20 protein-coding genes are annotated in these 18,966 nt (G+C 69.0%); 7 read left to right on the forward strand and 13 right to left on the reverse strand.

Annotation, left to right across the window (positions count from 1 at the left end):
* Nucleotides 1-17 precede the first annotated feature (17 nt).
* Nucleotides 18-2,189: a primosomal protein N' gene (locus SFC76_RS06720; protein ID WP_322848719.1), complete on the reverse strand. Its 2,172-nt coding sequence runs from the start codon at nucleotides 2,187-2,189 to the stop codon at nucleotides 18-20.
* Nucleotides 2,190-2,230: 41 nt separating this feature from the next.
* Nucleotides 2,231-3,688, reverse strand: a complete 1,458-nt coding sequence (locus SFC76_RS06725; protein WP_322848720.1) for a diguanylate cyclase domain-containing protein — start codon at nucleotides 3,686-3,688, stop codon at nucleotides 2,231-2,233.
* 76 nt (nucleotides 3,689-3,764) lie between these two features.
* Between SFC76_RS06725 and SFC76_RS06730 the strand changes: the two genes are divergently transcribed.
* A complete protein-coding gene (locus SFC76_RS06730) occupies nucleotides 3,765-4,661 on the forward strand; it encodes a tyrosine recombinase XerC (protein WP_322848721.1) in 897 nt (298 codons plus the stop codon).
* Between the two features lie 118 nt (nucleotides 4,662-4,779).
* Here the strand turns inward: SFC76_RS06730 and SFC76_RS06735 are convergent, their stop codons facing one another.
* The 3 genes from SFC76_RS06735 to SFC76_RS06745 all read right to left on the reverse strand — a co-directional run bounded on the left by SFC76_RS06735 (nucleotide 4,780) and on the right by SFC76_RS06745 (nucleotide 6,837).
* Entirely contained in the window at nucleotides 4,780-5,382 is a 603-nt protein-coding gene (locus SFC76_RS06735; protein WP_322848722.1) for a DedA family protein, read from the reverse strand.
* A gap of 23 nt (nucleotides 5,383-5,405) precedes the next feature.
* Nucleotides 5,406-6,362 carry a glutathione synthase gene (gene gshB / locus SFC76_RS06740; RefSeq protein ID WP_322848723.1) on the reverse strand — a complete coding sequence of 319 codons (957 nt, stop codon included), beginning with the start codon at nucleotides 6,360-6,362 and terminating at the stop codon, nucleotides 5,406-5,408.
* A 94-nt stretch (nucleotides 6,363-6,456) separates the two neighbouring features.
* Entirely contained in the window at nucleotides 6,457-6,837 is a 381-nt protein-coding gene (locus tag SFC76_RS06745; RefSeq protein WP_322848724.1) for a YraN family protein, read from the reverse strand.
* 199 nt (nucleotides 6,838-7,036) lie between these two features.
* Here SFC76_RS06745 and SFC76_RS06750 point away from each other — a divergent pair, with 199 nt between their 5' ends.
* Nucleotides 7,037-8,506 (forward strand): glycosyltransferase, encoded by a 1,470-nt coding sequence (locus tag SFC76_RS06750; RefSeq protein ID WP_322848725.1) that lies wholly within the window; start codon nucleotides 7,037-7,039, stop codon nucleotides 8,504-8,506.
* Between the two features lie 27 nt (nucleotides 8,507-8,533).
* On the opposite strand, the gene SFC76_RS06755 is transcribed toward SFC76_RS06750, so the two are convergent.
* Complete coding sequence (locus SFC76_RS06755) at nucleotides 8,534-9,580, reverse strand: CAP domain-containing protein (RefSeq protein WP_322848726.1); 1,047 nt, start codon at nucleotides 9,578-9,580, stop codon at nucleotides 8,534-8,536.
* Between the two features lie 89 nt (nucleotides 9,581-9,669).
* Complete coding sequence (gene rsmI / locus SFC76_RS06760) at nucleotides 9,670-10,524, reverse strand: 16S rRNA (cytidine(1402)-2'-O)-methyltransferase (RefSeq protein WP_322848727.1); 855 nt, start codon at nucleotides 10,522-10,524, stop codon at nucleotides 9,670-9,672.
* Nucleotides 10,525-10,555: 31 nt separating this feature from the next.
* Between rsmI and SFC76_RS06765 the strand changes: the two genes are divergently transcribed.
* Nucleotides 10,556-11,743 (forward strand): penicillin-binding protein activator, encoded by a 1,188-nt coding sequence (locus tag SFC76_RS06765; protein WP_322849083.1) that lies wholly within the window; start codon nucleotides 10,556-10,558, stop codon nucleotides 11,741-11,743.
* Nucleotides 11,744-11,773: 30 nt separating this feature from the next.
* On the opposite strand, the gene hemW is transcribed toward SFC76_RS06765, so the two are convergent.
* The gene (gene hemW / locus SFC76_RS06770) at nucleotides 11,774-12,922 is read right to left on the reverse strand and encodes a radical SAM family heme chaperone HemW (RefSeq protein WP_322848728.1); all 1,149 of its coding nucleotides are present in this window, start codon (nucleotides 12,920-12,922) and stop codon (nucleotides 11,774-11,776) included.
* A gap of 12 nt (nucleotides 12,923-12,934) precedes the next feature.
* Between hemW and SFC76_RS06775 the strand changes: the two genes are divergently transcribed.
* On the forward strand, nucleotides 12,935-13,504 hold the full coding sequence (locus SFC76_RS06775) for a CAP domain-containing protein (protein ID WP_416222392.1): 570 nt from the start codon (nucleotides 12,935-12,937) through the stop codon (nucleotides 13,502-13,504).
* A 490-nt stretch (nucleotides 13,505-13,994) separates the two neighbouring features.
* Here the strand turns inward: SFC76_RS06775 and SFC76_RS06780 are convergent, their stop codons facing one another.
* The 3 genes from SFC76_RS06780 to rph are packed head-to-tail and all read right to left on the reverse strand — an operon-like array spanning nucleotide 13,995 to nucleotide 16,006.
* A complete protein-coding gene (locus SFC76_RS06780) occupies nucleotides 13,995-14,666 on the reverse strand; it encodes a GNAT family N-acetyltransferase (protein ID WP_322848730.1) in 672 nt (223 codons plus the stop codon).
* 3 nt (nucleotides 14,667-14,669) lie between these two features.
* Entirely contained in the window at nucleotides 14,670-15,296 is a 627-nt protein-coding gene (rdgB, locus tag SFC76_RS06785) for an RdgB/HAM1 family non-canonical purine NTP pyrophosphatase (protein ID WP_322848731.1), read from the reverse strand.
* Nucleotides 15,293-16,006 carry a ribonuclease PH gene (rph, locus tag SFC76_RS06790; protein ID WP_322848732.1) on the reverse strand — a complete coding sequence of 238 codons (714 nt, stop codon included), beginning with the start codon at nucleotides 16,004-16,006 and terminating at the stop codon, nucleotides 15,293-15,295. Before rph ends, rdgB begins: the two co-directional genes overlap by 4 nt.
* Nucleotides 16,007-16,086: 80 nt before the next feature.
* On the opposite strand from rph, the gene SFC76_RS06795 reads away from it, so the two are divergent.
* The 3 genes from SFC76_RS06795 (at nucleotide 16,087) to grpE (ending at nucleotide 18,320) form a co-directional block, all read left to right on the forward strand.
* Entirely contained in the window at nucleotides 16,087-16,605 is a 519-nt protein-coding gene (locus tag SFC76_RS06795; protein WP_322848733.1) for a DUF6438 domain-containing protein, read from the forward strand.
* A 103-nt stretch (nucleotides 16,606-16,708) separates the two neighbouring features.
* Nucleotides 16,709-17,749, forward strand: a complete 1,041-nt coding sequence (gene hrcA / locus SFC76_RS06800; protein ID WP_322848734.1) for a heat-inducible transcriptional repressor HrcA — start codon at nucleotides 16,709-16,711, stop codon at nucleotides 17,747-17,749.
* 16 nt (nucleotides 17,750-17,765) lie between these two features.
* Entirely contained in the window at nucleotides 17,766-18,320 is a 555-nt protein-coding gene (gene grpE, locus SFC76_RS06805) for a nucleotide exchange factor GrpE (protein ID WP_322848735.1), read from the forward strand.
* A 42-nt stretch (nucleotides 18,321-18,362) separates the two neighbouring features.
* Here grpE and SFC76_RS06810 read toward each other — a convergent pair whose 3' ends face one another.
* Both SFC76_RS06810 and SFC76_RS19585 read right to left on the reverse strand, forming a co-directional pair.
* A complete protein-coding gene (locus SFC76_RS06810) occupies nucleotides 18,363-18,653 on the reverse strand; it encodes a BrnA antitoxin family protein (RefSeq protein ID WP_322848736.1) in 291 nt (96 codons plus the stop codon).
* Nucleotides 18,646-18,966 carry a BrnT family toxin gene (locus SFC76_RS19585; protein WP_416222393.1) on the reverse strand — a complete coding sequence of 107 codons (321 nt, stop codon included), beginning with the start codon at nucleotides 18,964-18,966 and terminating at the stop codon, nucleotides 18,646-18,648. Before SFC76_RS19585 ends, SFC76_RS06810 begins: the two co-directional genes overlap by 8 nt.

Consider the following 18,966-nt stretch of genomic DNA (forward strand, 5'->3'; position numbering starts at 1 on the left):
GGACCTGTATTGGTCTGCTAGAGGAAGTTATACGGATCGACGTCCACCGTCACGCGCGCTTTCGCCGGCCAGTCGAGCGCGCCGAGCCAATCGCGGATCACATCCTGCACGTCGAGTGCGCGGCGGGCATGGACGAGCAGGCGGTAGCGATGCCGCCCGCGCAGCATCGCCAACGGGGCGGGGGCGGGGCCATAGACCGCCATCCCCTCGACCTGCGGCGCCGAGCGCGCGACCAGCCGCGCGATCTCGTTGGCGCAGGCCTGTTCCTCCGACGAGACGACGATCGCGGCATAGCGGCCGAACGGTGGCGCCCCGGCGTCGCGGCGCGCCTCGGTCTCCGCCTCGTAGAAGGCGTCCGCGTCGCCGGTGATCAGCGCCTGCATCACCTGCGCCTTGGGGCTGTGCGTCTGGATGAACACGTGGCCGGGCTTGGCACCGCGCCCGGCGCGCCCCGACACCTGCCGGATCTGCTGGAAGGTACGCTCGGCGGCGCGCAGGTCGCCGCCCTCCAGCCCGAGGTCGGCATCGACCACGCCGACCAGCGTCAGATTGGGGAAGTGATAGCCCTTGGTGACCAATTGCGTGCCGACGACGATATCGATGTCGCCCGCCTCCATCCGCCCGACGAACTCCGCCGCCTTGGCCGGCGACCAGATCGTGTCGGAGGTGACGACCGCGGTCTTCGCCTCGGGGAAGAGCGCGGTGACCTCGTCGGCGATCCGCTCGACGCCGGGGCCGCAGGCGACGAGGCTATCCTCCTCCTTGCATTCGGGGCAGGCGCGCGGCGTCGGGAGGACATGGCCGCAATGATGGCAGGCGAGCCGCCGCGTCAGCCGATGCTCGACCATCCAGGCGGTGCAATTGGGGCATTGGAAGCGATGCCCGCAGGTGCGGCACAGCGTCAGCGGCGCATAGCCGCGGCGGTTGAGGAAGAGGAGCGACTGTTCCCCCTTGGCGAGCGTCTCCTCCAGCGCGGTGACGAGCTTGGGCGCGAGCCAGCGGCCGCGTTCGGGCGGCTGCTGGATCAGGTCGATCGCCTCAATCGTCGGCATCTCCGCGGCGCCGTAGCGGCCGGGCAGCTTGAGTTCGGCATAGCGGCCGAGCGCGACCTGCTGGCGCGTCTCGATCGCCGGGGTCGCGCTGGCGAGGATCACCGGACAGCCCTCGAACTTGCCGCGCATCACCGCGACGTCGCGCGCGTGGTAATGGACGCCCTCTTCCTGCTTGAAGCTGGTCTCATGCGCCTCGTCGACGACGATCAGCCCGAGGTTGCGATAGGGCAGGAACAGCGCCGAGCGCGCGCCGACCGTCACCAGCGCCTCGCCCGTTGCGATCGCCCGCCACGCGCGGCGGCGCTGCGTCGAGCGGAGCCCGGAATGCCACGCCACCGGCTCGCAGCCGAAGCGGTCGTGGAAGCGCTTGAGGAACGGCTCGGTCAGCGCGATCTCGGGCAGCAGGACGAGGCATTGCCGGCCCTGCCGGATCGCCTCGGCGACCGCCTCGAAATAGACCTCGGTCTTGCCCGAGCCGGTGACGCCGTCGAGCAAAGTGGGGCGGAAGTCATGCGCGGCGACGCCCGCGACCAGCGTCGCGGCGGCGGCCTGTTGTTCGCCGGCCAGCGCCGGCGGGCCGAAATCGGGATCGGGATGCGGATAGGGGCTGTCGATCGCCACCTCGACCGCCTCGATCGCACCGGTCTTGACGAGCCCGCGGATCACCGCGTCGGAGACGTCGGCCATCGTCGCCAGCTCGCGGATCAGGCCCTGGCGGTCGCCGATCCGCTCCAGCGCCTGTTCGCGCTGCGGGGTGAGGCGCGGCGGGACGTGACCGGTGACGCGATATTCGGTCGCGGTCCGCTTCCCCTCCAGCGCCGAGGTCGAGGCGAGCGCCATCCGCACCACCGCGGCGGGCGGCGCGAGATAATAATCCGCAGTCCATTCGACCAGCCGGCGCAGCGGCGCGGCGAGCGGCGGCACCTCGACCACGCCGAGCAGCGGCCGCAGCCGGTTGTCGCCGACCTCCGCATCCGAGGGCAGCCGTTCGGGTTCCCAGACGACGCCGAGCAACTGGCGCGGCCCCAGGGGCGCGATGACGACCGACCCGGGCTCGACCGCCATGCCCGCCGGCACGCGATAATCGAGCGGGCCGAGCGCGGAGTTGAGGACGAGGACGCGGGCACGCGAGGACATGGCCGAGCCCATATGGGGGCTCGGCGACTCGTCGGAAAGCGTTAAGCGGCCTTGCGGACGTTCGCGCGCTGCGCCTGGCCGACGCGGGCGCGTTTCGCCGCATAGAGGACGACGTCGGCGCGGCGGGCGAAGTCGCGCAGCGAGTGGCAATCGGCGTCGAACAGCGCGAGCCCGACCGATCCGGCGCTGGTCATCGTGATGCCGCCGCTTTCGACCGGGATGTGCAACGCCGCCTCGAGCCGGTCGCGCAGCCGATCGGGATCGGCGATCATCGCCGGATCGGTGATCACCACCGCGAATTCGTCACCGCCGATCCGCGCGGTGAAGCAGTCGCGCAGCCACGGTTCGGTCAGCGCCGCACCGGTCAGCCGCAGCACGTCGTCGCCGACGCCATGGCCGAGCGCGTCGTTGATGTCCTTGAAGCCGTCGAGATCGATCAGCGCCAGCATCAACGGCGATCCGTCGACCCGCGCCCGCCGCATCGCATGATCCAATTCGCGGTCGAACGCGGCGCGATTGGGAATGCCGGTCAGCGCATCGGTATCGGCGGAGTGGCGCAGCCGCGTCTCCAACTCGTGCTGCCCGGTGATGTCCTGGAACACGCCGACCAGCGCCTGGACGATGCCGTCGCATGCCTCGACCTCGGCGGCGGCGCGGACCCGGCGGCGGTGGCCGTCGGCGGTGATCAGGTCGGTGTCGAATTCGAACGGCTCGCCCGTCTCCAGCGTCCGGCGGATCGTGTCGGCGACCATCATGCGGGCGTGCGGCGGGTAGAAATCGAGCGCGTTGTCGAGCGGCGGGACCGCACCGACCGGCAGGCCGTGGATGCGGAACACGTTCTCCGACCATTCCAGCGCCGAATCGGCGACCGACATGCGCCACGACCCGATCATCGCGATCCGCTCCGCCTGGCGGAAGATGCGCTCCTTGCGCGCCAGCCGGCGGACCAGCTCCTCGCCGGTGGTGGCGATGCGGATCGCCTCGATCGCGGTGCGCCGCGCCGCGATCAGCGCCTCGGCGAGGCTGGCGAGGTGCTGCAAGGCGGCATGGCCGGCGGCGTTGAGCGAACGCGGGCTGGTGTCGAGGACGCAGAGCGTGCCGATCGGCTGGCGGACGCCGGCGCCGTCGGCGACGTGGATCGCGGTCCCGGCATAGAATCGCATGCCGGCGTCGGTGACCAGCGGGAAGCTGTCGAACCGCGTATCCTGGGTGAGATCGTCGACGATCAGCGGCCGGTCCTGCCGGATCGTGCGATCGCAGAAGGCGACGTCGCGATCGAGCTCGCGTGCGCCGGGCACCGTGCTCGCCTTGATCCACAGCCGTTTTTGGTCGATCAACGCAAGCAGCGCGATCGGGCAGCCGAGCAGCTCCGCCGCCAGTGCGACGAGCGCGTCGAATTCCTTCTCGGGTTCGCTGTCGAGCAGCGCCAGCGCATGCAACGCGGCGAGCCGGCCGGTTTCGTCATAGGAGGGATGGGATGACGACGGATGATCATTCATGGCCGCTATGGTGTTGTCCCAAAACAGTTAAAATGTTCTTCTTGACCCTAGATGCGCGCGCCGCGGCGGCCCGGCGATGAGCGCTGCCGAGCCGCCTCCATCGGTTCGCTGGGCCGCGCATCTCGCGCGCGACCGGCGGCGGTCGGCGCATACCGTGCGCGCCTATCAGGCGACCGCCGAGCGGCTGACCGCCTTCCTCCAGGCGCATTGGGGCGAGCGCGTCGATGCGGCGGCGTTGGCGCGGGTGACGGCGGCGGACCTGCGCGCCTTCCTCGCCGCGCGCCGCGCGGAAGGGCTGGGCAACGCCTCGGCCGCGCGCGAGCTGTCGGCGGTGCGCGGCTTCCTCGCCTTCGTCGTGCCCGATGGCGACGTGCCGCGGCTGCGCGGACCGCGGGTGAAGGTCGGGGTGCCGCGGCCGGTGTCGCCCGACGAGGCGCTGGCGCTCGCCGGCGCGGTGGCGGATGCGGCGGTCGAGCCGTGGATCGGCGCGCGCGATTGGGCGATGCTGCTGTTGCTCTACGGTGCCGGCCTGCGCATCGGCGAGGCGATCGCCTTGCCGGCGGCGGTGCTGCCGCTCGGCGAGACGCTGGCGGTGACCGGCAAGCGCGACAAGACGCGGATCGTGCCGCTGCTGGCGCAGGTCCGCGACGCGATCGAAGCCTATGCGGCGCAGCAGCCGTGGGTGCTCGATCCGGCGGCACCTTTGTTCCGCGGCGCCAAGGGTGGGCCGCTGTCCCCCGGCATGGTCCGCAAGGCGGTGCAGCGCGCCCGGGGGCAATTGGGGCTCGGCGAGCGGACGACGCCGCACGCGCTGCGGCACAGTTTCGCGACGCATCTGCTCGGCCGGGGCGCGGACCTGCGCGCACTGCAGGAGTTGCTGGGCCATGCCAGCCTGAGTTCGACGCAGGTCTATACCGCGGTCGACGCGGCGCATCTGCTCGACGTCTACCGCAACGCCCACCCGCACGGATGAGGAAATCCTCCCCCGCCAGGGGGAGGGGGACCGCCACGCGCAGCGTGGTGGTGGAGGGGGAGGACAGGGCGGGAGCATCGCAGGGCTTCCGCTCTTTCCCACCCTCCGTCAGCCGACGTCACCGCTCCCGCGGCTTCCACCTCGCCACGCGCCAGATATAGCCCAGCACGATCAGCACCATGATCGCCACCGCCAGCGGCCCGACATAATGGTCCAGCTCGGCGAAGCGCGCACCGAGGTAGAGGCCTGCGCCGGCAAGGATGCTGTTCCAGATCAGGCTGCCCGCGAAGGTCCAGACGAGGAACCGCCACACCGGCATGCAGGTGATCCCCGCTGGCAGCGAGATGATCGTCCGGAAGGTCGGCATGAAGCGGAACACGAACACCACCCAGCCGCCGCGACGCACGAAGAAGCGGTGCAGCGCCTCGACATCCTCCCATTCCATCGTCAGCCAGCGGCCGTGCCGCTCGACGAAGGGGCGGAAGCGCGTGTAGCCGACGTGGCGGCCGATATAATACCAGACGTAATTGCCCGCGGTCGTGCCCGCAGTGCCCCATAGCACCAGCGGCACCATTGCCATGTCGCCGCGGGCGACCGCCATCCCGCCAAGGCCCATGATCACCTCCGACGGGATCGGCGGGATAATATTCTCCAGCGCCATCAGCAGGAAGATGCCGATATAGCCGCCCCAGGCGATGCCGTTGAGGATAAGCTCCGTCATGCCGGTGGGTAACGGCGCGGGGGTCAGCCGCGTTCCGCCACCCTGCGCTCGATCGCATCCCAGATCAGGCCGGCGACGTCGGTGCCGTCGAACCGTTCGATCGCGACGATGCCGGTCGGCGAGGTCACGTTGATCTCGGTCAGCCATTCGCCGCCGATCACGTCGATGCCGACGAAGATCAGGCCGCGGCGCTTCAGCTCGGGGCCCAGCGCGTCGCAGATTTCGCGCTCGCGGTCGGTCAGCTCGGTCTTCACCGCCGAACCGCCGACCGCGAGGTTGGAGCGGATCTCGCCCTCGCCGGGCAGCCGGTTGATCGCCCCCGCCACCACGCCGTCGACCAGCACGATACGCTTGTCGCCCTTCGCCACCGCCGGCAGGAAGGCCTGGATCATATGCGGTTCGCGCCACGTCTGGTTGAACACCTCGATCAGCGCGGACAGGTTGGCGCCATCGCTGCCGACCTTGAAGATCGCCTTGCCGCCGTTGCCGTGGAGCGGCTTGACGACGATCTCGCCATGTTCGGCGAGGAAGGCGCGCGCCTCGTCGAGGCTGCGGGTGATCAGCGTCGGCGGCATGAAGCGCGCATAATCGAGCACGAACACCTTTTCGGGCGCGTTGCGGACGCTGACCGGGTCATTGACCACCAGCGTCCGGTCGGCGATCCGCTCGAGCAGATGCGTCGCGGTGATATAGCCGAGGTCGAACGGCGGGTCCTGCCGCATCAGCACGACATCCGCCTCCTCGCCGAGGTCGAGGCTGACCGGCGCGTCGAACCGGAAATGATCGCCCTCGACCCGCTGCACGGTGACGGGATGCGCCTTCGCCCAGACGCGGCCGTCGCGATAATTGAGATCCCCGGCGTCATAATGGAACAGCCGGTGGCCGCGCTTCTGCCCGGCGAGCATCAGCGCGAAAGTCGAATCGCCCGCGATGTTGATACTGTCGAGCGGGTCCATCTGGACGGCGACGGTGAGGGACATCGGGACACTCGCGGGCTGTTGGTCTGGGGGCGGGACTTAGGGTGGCGTGGGGGGAATGTCACCCGCTTCGCAACCCGCGCGTTATTCCTGAACGTCAGCCGCCGATCCACGCATTCTCGATATGCCGCGGCCGGGTGCCGGGGGCGAGCAGGATCACGTCGATGCGGATGTCGTCACCGGGACCGGCATAGCGCGGCATCAGCAGCTCGGCGGCCGCCGCGACGCGGGCAAGGCGCCGTTCGTCGATCGCGAAGTCGAGTTCGGCGGCGGTCCGGCGCATTTTGACCTCGACGAAGGCGATCAGGCTGCCCTTGCGCGCGACGAGGTCGACTTCGCCCGCCGGCGTGCGGACGCGGCGATCGAGCACCGTCCAGCCCTTGAGCCGCAACCACCAGCCGGCCAGCCGCTCGCCGCGACGTCCCGCCGCCTCCGCAGTACGACGCTCGGTGGTGGAGGCACGGCGAGGGGGACGCATGTATCGACCCTGCCGCACCGGCTCCCGTCGCACAAGCATGCCCGGCTTGAGGGCAAGGCTATTTCGGTGAGGCTCCGACACAACCTCTTGCTCGACCGGCCTATAATGGAGGTCTGCAAGATGCGGCGCAGCCACGTCGCGTGCAGGCCGCTTACGCCCGACGCCATTTCCCCCGAATCCATAACGACGGAACCGATTGATGAAGATTCCGAAGATTTTGCATTACTGCTTCGGTCTATCCGAGGATTTCGGCGGAAAGCCGTGGAGTTTGATGCATTACGTGTGCTTGCGCAGCGCGATCGAGCATATCAAGCCCGATTCGGTGTTCTTCTACTATGAATTCGAACCCGACACGGTCTGGTGGGGTTTGACGGAGCCGCTCGTCACCAAGGTCAAGGTGGAAGCGCCGCGTGAGATATTCGGTCATCCGTTGCTGAACACCGCGCACCGGGCCGATGTCGTAAGATTGGTCGCGCTGCTGGACCGGGGCGGCATTTATCTCGACGCAGACGTCATGGTCCACCGCAGCTTCGACCCGCTGCTAAATGAATCCGCCGTTCTGGGACAGGAGGGCGTCAATGGCCAATATGGCACCGCCAATGCGGTGATCCTGGCACAGCCGCATTCGTTGTTCGTTACGCGTTGGCTTGACCAGTATAATTGGTTCAGGGGTACGAACCTGCACCGGCCTTTCTGGAACGAGCATTCGGTGCAATTGCCGTTCTTCATGAGCCGCTTGTTTCCGAACGAGGTCACGGTGCTCGACCATCGCGCGTTCTTCTGGCCGCTGTGGACGGAGCAGGGGATCGAGCAGATCTTTCGGTCGCATGAGCCGATCGACATTTCGGAAAGCTATGCGACCCACCTTTGGGAAACGTTCGGGTGGCCCTATGTCAAGAATTTGACGCCCGGCGCGGTCCGCGCGCTCGACAGCAATTTCGCGCGCTGGGCCAGGCCCTATGTCGAACACCTCCCGGACGAGTTCGGCGGCGCGGGTAGCAAGCGTTCGGAGGGGGAGGCTCATGTTCGACGCGCAGCCTTTCAGCGGACCTATGCCGAGGGCTTATGGGGCAGCGAGGGCGACCGCCGCTTTTTCTCCGGGGCGGGATCGCGGGGCTATGCTGCCGACGCCTATGTCATCGCCATATTGGCGGAACTGGATGCGTTACGGACCGCGGCGCAGCGTCCGTTGAAGATCGTCGACATCGGTTGTGGCGACTTCGTGATCGGTGCCGAGATCGCGCGGCATACGCCGGACACCTATATCGGGTGCGACATCGTGCCGGAACTCGTCGAGCACAATCAGGCCGTGCACTCGGGCGACCGCGTGTCGTTCCAGATTCTGGACGCGGTCGCCGATCCCCTGCCCGAGGCGGACGTCTATCTCGTCCGGCAGGTGCTGCAACATCTCTCTAACGCCGACATCCAGAGGATCATCGAGAAACTGCGGGATCATCCTGCGGTCTACATCACCGAAGGACAACCGCGCGTCACACTGGGACCGATCAATCCGGATAAGCCAGTAAATCACGAGGTGCGCTTTGACTGGCGTACTGGCGTGGGGCGCGGCGTAGAGCTCGATCAATCGCCATACGACCTGAAGGTCGACCTCATCAGCCGCGTCGTGGGGGAGACCGAGGCCATCAACAGCTACAAGATCAACTGGTAGGGCGCACCATCCCCACACCAGCGCCGCCTAACTCACGACGCGGAAGGTGTAGCTGTAATCGGTGCGGGGTGCGCCGGTGACGCCGGCGATGGTCACGGTATAGGTGACGCCCGCCTGCAGACCGGCGACGCGCCATTGCACGTTGTTGGCGAGGCCGTAGCCTTCGTTGTCGCTGGTCACGTCCGATACGGCGAGCGCGCCGCCGGGGCCGGTGACGGTGATCGTCGCGCGATCGTAGCGGACGTTGGCATTGGCGCCGAACGTGCTCGTCGTCCCCGCGACCACGCTGAAGGACAGATAGCTCGACAGCGTGAAATAGCGCGCCGGATAGTCGCCCGACGGATAGGCGACATAGGCGGGCAGGCCGGCCGGTGCGGTGACGCCGCCGGCGAAGTTGAAGACGCGCATCGAGGCGGCGCTGGCGCGGCTGCCGTCGGGCAGGACGACCGCGACGCGCCCGTAGGAGGTCTTGCCGAGGAACGGGTTGAGGATCCAGCGGCGGTGGCCGATCGAGGCGCTGCCGCCCTCGGTCAGCCACAGGCCGAGATAGCTGTCCTCGCTGTCGAAGCCGAGGCCGGTGCCCCAGCCGCCGATCAGGTTGCTCGCGCCGGCAGCGGTGGCGCCGCTCGCGGTATAGCAGGTCCAGCTCGTCGGCGGCGTGTGGCTGAGCTGTTTGTTGACCGCCATCATCAGCGACGAATCGGCCTCCTGCGCGTCCTCGGCCTCCGAATAGGTGACCGCGGGGAGCTGGTGCAGCGCGCGGATCGCGTTGAGCTTGGCGAGGAAGTCGGCCTTGACGCTCGCCTTGAGCATGCCGGAGCGGCAGGTCGCGGCATCCGGCTGGGCGTCGTAGAGCGCGGCGGCGGCACCTGCCCAGGTCGTCGGAGCGGGTGTCGGGGTCGGTGATGGTACCGGCGTCGGCGTGGGGCTGGGTGCGGGCGTCGCCGTGGGGGTCGGCGCCGGTGCGCTGACCACGGGCACCGCGGTCGAACCGCCGCTGCTGCCGTCGCCGCCGCCGCATCCCGCCAGGGCCATCAGGAGCGCCGAGGTGACGCCGGTCTTCCACATCTGCATGCGCGGACCATAACCGCGGACTCGTTGACAAGTCGTTGAACGACGGCGCTATTTACCGTCCTGCCGGCACGGGGCGGCGCGCCGTGGCGCTATTCGCCCTTCAGTTCCAGCGCGCGTGCGTAGAGCGCCTTGCGATCCAGACCGAACGCCTTGGCCACCTCGCCGGCGGCCTTGGCGACGGGCAGGCGGGTCAGCGCCTCGACCAATGCGGCGTCGGCGTCCTGCGGATCGGGCGGCGGCGCCTCGCCGGGCGGCGCGACGACGATCACGATCTCGCCCTTCGGCGGCGCGTCGGCGTAGCGCGCGGCGAGATGGGTGAGCGTGCCGGTGACCGCTTCCTCGTAGCGTTTGGTGATCTCGCGCGTCACCGCGGCGTCGCGGTCGCCCAGCCCCTCGGCCAGCGCGGCGAGGCAGGCGGACAGGCGCGGACCGGATTCGTAGAGGACGAGCGTGGCGCGGATCGCGGCGATCTCGTCGATCGCCACCGCCCGCGCATGCGCCTTGCTGGGCAGGAAGCCGGCGAACAGGAAACGATCGGTCGGCAGGCCGGCGAGCGTCAGCGCGGCGACCGCGGCGCAGGGCCCGGGGATGGTGACGATATGATGGCCGGCGGCGCGCGCGTCGCGGACGAGCTTGTAGCCGGGATCGGAGATCAGCGGCGTGCCCGCGTCGGAGACGAGCGCAACCGCCTCGCTCGCCATGCGCGCGATCAGGCCGGGGCGCATCCCCTCTGCATTGTGGTCGTGATAGGGGAGCATCGGGCGCTTGATGCCGATATGGCGGAGCAGGCCGGCGGTGACGCGGCTGTCCTCCACCGCTATCACGTCGGCGCGGGTCAATATGTCGGCGGCACGCGGCGACAGGTCAGCAAGATTGCCGATTGGCGTCGCGACGATGTAGAGCCCGGCTTCTAAAGGTTCGGATATGGCCACAGGGGACGTCATGGCAGAGGCATCGACACTTGCACAGCCGGGGATGCGACAGCCGGAACCGCGACGGCCGTGGCTGCGCCGCGGCATCGCGCTGGCCGCGGCGGCGATGCTCGCCGCCTGTTCGACGGTGGTGCCGCGCGCGCCGGTGACCGCGCCCGAGCGGGCGCCGCGTCCTGCGGCGAACCGGCCCGAGCCGGTCGAGGCCGGGCTGCCGCGCGATACCGCGCGCAACCGCGTCGCGCTGCTGGTGCCGCTGTCGGGGAGCAATGCCGGGGTCGGCCGCTCGATCGCCAATGCGACGATGCTGGCGGTGCTCGACACCGGCACCGACAAGGTGCGGATCACCAATTACGACACCGCGACCGGTGCCGCGGCGGCGGCGCAGCATGCCATCGCCGAGGGTGCGCAGCTGATCCTCGGGCCATTGCTGTCCGACGACGTGCGCGCGGTGGCGCCGATCGCCAAGGCGGCGGGGGTGCCGGTGCTGAGCTTCTCCAACGACGTGTCGGTGGCGGGCAACGGCACCTATCTGATGGGCTATGCGCCGGCGCAGTCGATCGACCGCGTGGTGCAATATGCCACCAGCCGCGGCGTGACGAGCTTCGCCGGGCTGATCCCCAACGGCCTGTACGGCGAGCGCGCCTCGACTGCGTTCCTGCGCTCGGTCGAGGGGGCGGGCGGCTCGGTCGTCTCGTTGCAGACCTATGGCCGGGTGGCCGGCGGCATCGCCGGCGCGGTGACGCGGCTCAATGCCAAGGCGCCCTACGGTGCGGTGCTGATCGCCGATGCCGGATCGAGCGCGGCGGTGGCGGCGCCGTTGGTCAAGCGCGGCAGCGGCGCATCGACGCGGCTGCTCGGCACCGAATTGTGGAATTCGGAGACCAGCCTCGCCACCAAGCCGGCGCTCAACGGCGCGTGGTTCGCCAGCGTCGGCAATACGCTCTACCGGCAATATGCGACCAAATATCGCGCGCGCTACAATGCGGCACCGTACCGGCTGTCGAGCCTCGGCTATGACGCGGTGCTGCTGACGGTGCGCATCTCGCGCGACTGGCCGGTGGGGCGGCCGTTCCCGGAGGCGCGGTTGCGCGATGCGGATGGCTTTGCGGGGATCGACGGCGCGTTCCGCTTCGGGCGCGACGGCATCGCCGAGCGGGCGCTCGAGGTGCAGGAAATCCAGAACGGCGCCACGGTGACGGTATCGCCGGCACCGGCCGGGTTCGGCCGCTGAACCCCATTCCTCCCCCGCAAGGGGGAGGACTTAGGCGTCCTTGACCACCAGCGGCAGGATCGCGTCGAGCAGCAGCGTGCCCGCCTCCGTCACGCGCAGCCGGCCGGGATCGCGCGCGAGCAGGCCTTGTGCCTCCAGCCGCTCCACCGCGGCCCAGTCGATCGGCGCGATACCGCCGGCGAGCGTTGCGACATGCGTCAGGTCGATGCCCTCGCGCAGGCGCAGGCCCATCACCAGCGCCTCGCTGGCGCGATCGTGCGCGAAGAGCGGCTCCTCGATCTGCAGGCCGTGGCCGTTGCGGGCGACGGCGGATAGCCAATTCTCCGGCTTCTTGTGGCGCTGCGTCGCCAATCCGTCGCGGCGGCCGTGCGCGCCCGGGCCGATGCCGGCATAATCTCGGTAGCGCCAATAAGTGAGATTGTGGCGACTCTCCGCACCACGCCGCGCGTGGTTCGAGGTCTCATAGGCCGGCAGGCCCGCCGCATCGGTGAGCGCACGCGTCGCCTCGAACAGATCGGCGGCGGCGTCGCCGTCGGGGATGACGAGGCGACCCCTGGCGGCCTCGGTGGCGAAGCGCGTGCCGGGCTCGATCGTCAATTGGTAGAGCGAGAGATGCTCGGTGCCGAACGACAGCGCGCGCGCCAGTTCGGCCTCCCACGCGGGCAGGCTCTGCTCGGGGAGCGCGTAGATCAGGTCGAAGCTGACCCGCGCGAAATGCCGCTGCGCGGTGGCGAGCGCCGCCAGCCCCTCGTCGACGCCATGCGCGCGGTCGAGGAAGCGCAAGGCGCCGTCGTCCAGCGATTGCAACCCGAGCGACACGCGGTTGACCCCCGCCGCGGCGATATCGGCGAAGCGCGCCGCCTCGACCGATGACGGATTGGCCTCCAGCGTGATCTCGATATCGGCGGTCGGCGGCCAATGCATCTGCGCCGCGTCGAGGATCGCGGCGACGGTGGCGGGCGGCATCAGCGACGGCGTGCCGCCACCGAAGAAGATCGAGCCGAGCGTCCGGCCGGGCAGCGCGTGCGCCTCATGCGCGAGGTCGGCGAGCAAGGCGTCGCGCCACGCGTCCTGATCCACCGACTCGCGGACATGGCTGTTGAAATCGCAATAGGGGCATTTCGAGACGCAGAACGGCCAATGGACGTAGAGCGCGAGCGGCGTCTTGTCGGGGGTCATGATGCTGCCGATATGGCGGCAATGACAGGGAAACGCCACTCATGGCTCGCCGCCGCGCTGATGTTCGTCGCCGGCTGTACGCAGGCGCCCGAGCGCGTCGTCGAGCCGCGGCCGAGCGCCGCGCCGGCGCCGCGCGGCTCGGTGCTGCTGCGCGAGGTGATGCTGGCGGGGCAGAATCGCGCCCGCGCCGACGTCGGCGTCGCGCCGCTGACGTGGAGCGCGCCGCTCGCCGCCTCCGCGCTCGCCTACGCGCAGGAGATGGCACGGACGGGCAAGTTCGAACATGCGCCGCAGTCGATGGGAATGGACCGCGAGGGTGAGAATCTGTGGACCGGCACCCGCGGGGCGTATCGCTTCGACGAGATGGTCGGCCATTGGGTGGCGGAGAAGAAGGATTTCGTGAACCTGCCGGTGGCGCAATCGAGCAGGACCGGCCGCTGGGAGGACGTCGGCCATTACACGCAGATCGTCTGGCGCGGGACGACGCAGGTCGGCTGCGCGATCGCGAGCAATGCCAAGGACGATTTCGTCGTGTGCCGCTATTCGCCGCCGGGCAACGTGTGGGGGACGGTGGCGTATTGAGAGGCGCCGGGCGCCCCTCATCTCCCGTCACCCCGGACTCGTTCCGGGGTCCACGCCGCGGCGAGGAGAACGGCTTGCGATGATGCCGTCTCCTCCTCTGGCGGGGAGGAGTCGTCTTCAAATCCCCGAATATTGCCCCGACCTATGCGGGATCGACATTCATCGTCGTAACGCAATTCCTCCCCCGCCAGGGGGAGGTGGCATGCCGCAGGCATGACGGAGGGGGAGGAAAGGGAAACGTCGGTTCCGTGTCCTCCCCCTCCGTCACGGCTTCGCCGCGCCACAATGCCGGTTTGAACGGCCGGGGGCCGTTCAACGCGGCGCTCCCTGGCGGGCAGGGCGATCGCATATGGCCATTGGGGTGCTGCAACGGCTTTCCCATCCCCGTCATGCCGGACTTGATCCGGCATCCCGCTTCTTCGCGCCGGTCAAAGAAGCGGGACCCCGGCGCAAGGCCGGGGTGACGAAGTGGATTTGGAGGGCGAACGACTTACCGGGAGGGCCATATGCGATCGCCCTGCCCTTGCGGGGGAGGAATCAGGATCGTCGCCGTCGTATAAGGCGCATAAACCCGCCAGCCGAGCGTCGCGTAGAGCGCGGCGCCCATCGCGGTGGCGGTCAGCACCTGGCGTGATGTCGGCGTGCATTGCGCGCCGAGCGCCATCATCAGCGCTTTCCCCAAGCCGCGGCGGCGGTGCGGCTCCTCGACGACGATCCGGTCGTAGACGAAGATGCCGTCCAGTTCCGCCGCATAGCCGCTCGCCGCGGGTCCGCCATCCGGTGCGGCGATCGTCGTGTGCGTGACGCCGCCGTCGCGGAGAGACGTCAGCCGGTAGCCGGGCGGCACCATTGGCGGCATCGGTACGGGCTGGTCCGGCACCATCATGCAATTGGCGTCGGTGATCGTCCAATGCGCAGGCAGCAGCGTGCGGAAGGTGTCGGCATCGGCGCAGAGCTTTACGAAGACACCCGGCTCGGCGATCGTCGCGAGCAAGGCGGTGAGGCCGGGGCCGGGCTCGGCAAACACGTAACGGCGGCGTTCGACCTCGCCGCCCGTGTCGACGCGCCAGCCGCCATGGTCGGCGACCGGCGCCGGCAGGCCGCGTGACAGCGAGCGGGCGGCGAGCCAGCCCCGCACGAGGACCGGATCGACGCCCGTCATCGCCTAGAGAACCGCGGCGACCAATTGGCGGAACGCGTCGGCGCGGTGGCTGATCGCGTGCTTGGCGGCGGCGTCCATCTCGCCGAACGTCTCAGGTCCGCCCTCGGGCAGGAACATCGCGTCATAGCCGAAGCCGTTGGCGCCGCGCGGCGGCCAGACCAACGTGCCGTCGACGCGGCCTTCGAACCATTCGACATGGCCGTCGGGCCAGGCCAGCGCCAGCGCGCAGACGAAATGCGCGCTGCGCGGCAGGTCGGGCTCTTCGTTGAGGCGATCCTCGACCAGCCGCATCGCGAGGTCGAAGTCCTTCGACTCCCCCGCCCAGCGCGCCGAGAAGATGCCGGGGTCGCCGCCCAGCGCATCGACGCACAGGCCGCTGTCGTCGGCCAGCGCGGGCAGGCCGGACAGATCGGCCGCCTGCAACGCCTTCAGCTCGGCGTTCGCCACGAAGGTGGTGCCGGTCTCCTCGGGCTCTGGCAGGTCGAGTTCGCCCGCCGAGACGGGCGCGATGCCATGAGGGCCGAGCAGTTCGGCGATCTCACGCACCTTGCCGGCATTGTGGCTGGCGATGACCAGCCGGCCGGGCTTCAGCTTGCGGATCGCCTGCGGGATATCGCCTTCGCCGCTCATTGGACGGCGCGATCCTGCGCCGCGAAGATCTCGGTGCAGCCGATCCGCGCGAGGCGGAGCAGGCGGAGCAGCGCCTCCTCGTCATAGGTGGCGTGTTCGGCGGTCGCCTGCGCCTCGGCGATATTGCCGTTTTCGAGCAAGACGAAATTGCCGTCGGCATCCGCCGCCGAATCCTCGAGATAGTCGAGGTCGAGCACCGGCGTGCCCTGATAGATGCCGCAGCTGACCGCGGCGACCTTCTGCCGGATCGGGTCGACGGTCAGCTTGCCGCTGGTCATCAGCGTGTTCACCGCGAGGCGCAGCGCGACCCAGGCGCCCGAGATCGCGGCAGTGCGCGTGCCGCCGTCGGCCTGGATGACGTCGCAGTCGAGCGTGATCTGGCGCTCGCCGAGCAGCTTCATGTCGACCACCGAACGCAGCGACCGGCCGATCAAACGCTGGATCTCCTGGGTACGGCCCGACTGCTTGCCCTTGGCGGCCTCGCGGCTGCCGCGGGTGTGGGTGGCCCGGGGCAGCATGCCATATTCGGCGGTCACCCAGCCTTCGCCCTTGCCGCGCAGGAATGGCGGCACGCGCTCTTCCAGGCTGGCGGTGACGAGCACCTTGGTATCGCCGAAGCCGACCAGTACCGATCCTTCGGCGTGGCGGGTGAAGTTCGGTTCGATGGTGATCGCCCGCATCTGGTCGGGGGCGCGGCCGCTGGGGCGCATTCAACTCTCCTCAAGGTTCGATGGCGCAGCCCTAGACGGCACGGCTGGCACACGCCAGTGGTGAGCAAGGGGAGAAGGACATGCGCGGCACGGTCTTGGGTGTAGCATTGGCGGCGATCGGCCTGTCGGGATGCGTGGTCGTCGACGCGTCGCGCGGCGACGGCAAGCCGGTGGCGTTGGAAAGCGAGACGATCCGCTACGAAACCGGCGCCTGCCACGGTACCTGCCCGGTCTATGCCGTGACGATCGCGCCGGACGGCAAGGGGACGTTCGAGGGCAAACGGTTCACCACCGTCGCGGGAACGCGCACCTTCCAGGCATCGGCCGCCGCCTATCACCTGTTCGCCGCCAGACTGGCACCGTATCGGCCGCATGGCAGCGAGACGATCTATCAGCCCGGGACGCCCGATTGCCGCAACGCACCGACCGACCTGCCCAGCGTCGACGTGACATGGAGCGAGGCGAGCGGCGGACGCCAGCATCTCGCTTTCTATTACGGCTGCGGCGATCCCGCGATGCGCGAGGCGCTGCGCGGCGCGGCGGCGCTGCTGCCGATCGCCGGCCTGATCGGCACCCCGCAGCGGCCGGGGGCATCGTGAGGCGCGTCCTCCACCGGCGATCCGCATGCGGTGGATCGCCGGTATCGGCGCAGACGGCGGCGCAGGCCTGTTGCGCCGCCACGATCCGGCCTAGATAAAGCGCATGGCACAACCGGTCACCGAACTCACCGATCGCGCCCGCGACATCTTCCGTGCCGTGGTCGACGGCTATGTCGAAAACGGCATGCCGGTGGGGTCGAAGACGATCGCGATCGCCTCCGGGCTCAACCTGTCGCCGGCGTCGATCCGCGGCGTGATGCAGGAGCTGGAGGAACTGGGGCTGCTCGCCAGCCCGCATACCAGCGCCGGCCGTATCCCGACCGAACGCGGGCTGCGCCTGTTCGTCGACGGGATGATGCAGGCGCTCGAACCCTCCGCCGAGGAACGCGCCGCGATCGAGGCGCGCGCCGGGCATCGCGGTCCGGTCGAGGAGGCGCTGGCGGCGACGACCGCGGCATTGTCGGGCCTGTCGGCCTGCGCGGGGCTGGTGATGGTGCCCAAGCGCGAACTGGCGCTGCGGTCGATCGGATTCGTCGCGCTGTCGCCCGATCAGGCGATGGCGGTGCTGGTCAGCGAGGATGGCTCGGTGGAGAACCGGGTGATCCAGCTTCCCGCGGGGATGACGCCCTCGGCGTTGGTCGAGGCGGGCAATTACATGACGGCGACGCTGTCCGGCCTGACGCTCGCCGAGGCGCGCGCGCGTGTCGGGCGGCAGATGGCGGAGGGCGAGGCGGCGCTCGACGGCGCGGCGCGGGCGCTGGTCGAGGCGGGGCTGGCCGTATGGAGCGAGGACGGCGCGCGGCGGCCGGTGCTGATCGTGCGCGGGCAGGGGCGGCTGATCGACGCCGCCGCCGCGGCCGACCTCGACCGGGTGCGCGATCTGCTCGACGACCTCGAGGGCAAGCAGGAAATCGCGCATCTGCTCGACAGTGCAAGTGCCGGCGACGCGACCCGCATCTTCATCGGTGCGGAGAACAAATTGTTCGCTTTATCAGGGTCTTCGGTGATCGCGCGGCCGTTCCGCGGACCCGGCGGGCGGGTGGTCGGCGTGGTCGGCGTGATCGGGCCGACGCGGTTGAACTATGCGCGCGTCGTGCCCATGGTGGATTTCACGGCGGCAACGCTCGCCCGATTGATGGGCTGACACTACAGGGACCTACATGACCGAAGAGACCAAGATCGACGTGGAAGCACTGCGCCAGGAGACGGCGGAGGCCGCTCCCGAAGTGGCGGAGCATGACGGCGCGGCGGCGCGGATCGCCGACCTCGAGAACCAGCTCGCCGACGCCAAGCAGCAGACTCTGTATGCTCAGGCCGAGATCCAGAACCTCCGCCGCCGTACCGAGAAGGAAGTGTCGGACGCGCGCAATTATGCGACGACCTCGTTCGCGCGCGACATCCTGTCGGTCGCCGACAATCTGGCGCGCGGCCTGTCGGCGATCCCGGCCGATCTGCGCGGCGACGAGCGGCTGAAGGGGCTGGTGACCGGGCTGGAAGCGACCGGCCGCGAGTTGGAAAGCGTGTTCACCCGCAACGGCATCACCAAGGTCAAGGCGATGGGCGCGATGCTCGACCCCAACAAGCACCAGGCGATGATGGAAGTGCCGAGCGACGCAGAACCCGGCACCATCGTGCAAGAGATGCAGGCGGGCTATATGCTTAAGGATCGCCTGCTGCGCCCGGCGCTGGTCGGCGTGGCGAAGAAGCCGGATTGAGGTGGGCGGCGGCTCCGGTTGGTTAAACCGGGGTCGCGCCGATTACGCGGCGTGCGACTGGATGTCGTTGAACGGCTCCGCGTCGCGCAGCACCGCGTTGATGCGCGCCTCCCAGCCGGGGCCGGTGGCGCGGAATTTTTCAATCACGTCAGGGTCGAGATGCAGCGTCACCTCTTCCCATTCGGTATCCGAGCGGACCAGCATCGCGACGATTTCGGGCGGCAGTACCTCGCTTGCGGGGCGCGCCTTTGCGAAATCCTCCTCGGTCCATTCGGGATTGTCGTCGAAATCAGGATCGGCGTCGAAGGGCGGTGTCGGGTCCGGCCTATTCATAACGGCGAAGCTCCTTCTCGTGCGCGCGGCAAAAACTTATAGCGCGAATGCCCATGTCGGTGAAGGTGAACACGAGGCAATGTGCCTTGCCGTCGCTCCGGCCGAATGCCTGATAGCGCTGCTCCCCATAATCGAATCGCTCGTCGACGCGTACAACCGGTCCGAGTCGAACGGTCGTAACTCGGCTAGCGACAGGCCGTGTTTTGCGATGTTGATCGCATCCTTGTCGGGATCGAAGGCGATAGGCATGGATTGAGGCTAGCGACCGGATATGACCGGTCTGCGACCCGACGGTCTTCCAAAAGCGAGACAC

It is taken from the genome of Sphingomonas sp. CD22 (assembly GCF_034556155.1).
GTDB lineage: Bacteria > Pseudomonadota > Alphaproteobacteria > Sphingomonadales > Sphingomonadaceae > Sphingomonas.

Coding starts and splice junctions, on each gene's coding strand:
- SFC76_RS06720 (WP_322848719.1), bottom strand. CDS start 2,189: ATGTCCTCGCGTGCCCGCGTCCTCGTCCTCAACTCCGCGCTCGGCCCG.
- SFC76_RS06725 (WP_322848720.1), bottom strand. CDS start 3,688: ATGAATGATCATCCGTCGTCATCCCATCCCTCCTATGACGAAACCGGC.
- SFC76_RS06730 (WP_322848721.1), top strand. CDS start 3,765: ATGAGCGCTGCCGAGCCGCCTCCATCGGTTCGCTGGGCCGCGCATCTC.
- SFC76_RS06735 (WP_322848722.1), bottom strand. CDS start 5,382: ATGACGGAGCTTATCCTCAACGGCATCGCCTGGGGCGGCTATATCGGC.
- gshB (WP_322848723.1), bottom strand. CDS start 6,362: ATGTCCCTCACCGTCGCCGTCCAGATGGACCCGCTCGACAGTATCAAC.
- SFC76_RS06745 (WP_322848724.1), bottom strand. CDS start 6,837: ATGCGTCCCCCTCGCCGTGCCTCCACCACCGAGCGTCGTACTGCGGAG.
- SFC76_RS06750 (WP_322848725.1), top strand. CDS start 7,037: ATGAAGATTCCGAAGATTTTGCATTACTGCTTCGGTCTATCCGAGGAT.
- SFC76_RS06755 (WP_322848726.1), bottom strand. CDS start 9,580: ATGCAGATGTGGAAGACCGGCGTCACCTCGGCGCTCCTGATGGCCCTG.
- rsmI (WP_322848727.1), bottom strand. CDS start 10,524: ATGACGTCCCCTGTGGCCATATCCGAACCTTTAGAAGCCGGGCTCTAC.
- SFC76_RS06765 (WP_322849083.1), top strand. CDS start 10,556: ATGCGACAGCCGGAACCGCGACGGCCGTGGCTGCGCCGCGGCATCGCG.
- hemW (WP_322848728.1), bottom strand. CDS start 12,922: ATGACCCCCGACAAGACGCCGCTCGCGCTCTACGTCCATTGGCCGTTC.
- SFC76_RS06775 (WP_416222392.1), top strand. CDS start 12,935: ATGGCGGCAATGACAGGGAAACGCCACTCATGGCTCGCCGCCGCGCTG.
- SFC76_RS06780 (WP_322848730.1), bottom strand. CDS start 14,666: ATGACGGGCGTCGATCCGGTCCTCGTGCGGGGCTGGCTCGCCGCCCGC.
- rdgB (WP_322848731.1), bottom strand. CDS start 15,296: ATGAGCGGCGAAGGCGATATCCCGCAGGCGATCCGCAAGCTGAAGCCC.
- rph (WP_322848732.1), bottom strand. CDS start 16,006: ATGCGCCCCAGCGGCCGCGCCCCCGACCAGATGCGGGCGATCACCATC.
- SFC76_RS06795 (WP_322848733.1), top strand. CDS start 16,087: ATGCGCGGCACGGTCTTGGGTGTAGCATTGGCGGCGATCGGCCTGTCG.
- hrcA (WP_322848734.1), top strand. CDS start 16,709: ATGGCACAACCGGTCACCGAACTCACCGATCGCGCCCGCGACATCTTC.
- grpE (WP_322848735.1), top strand. CDS start 17,766: ATGACCGAAGAGACCAAGATCGACGTGGAAGCACTGCGCCAGGAGACG.
- SFC76_RS06810 (WP_322848736.1), bottom strand. CDS start 18,653: ATGAATAGGCCGGACCCGACACCGCCCTTCGACGCCGATCCTGATTTC.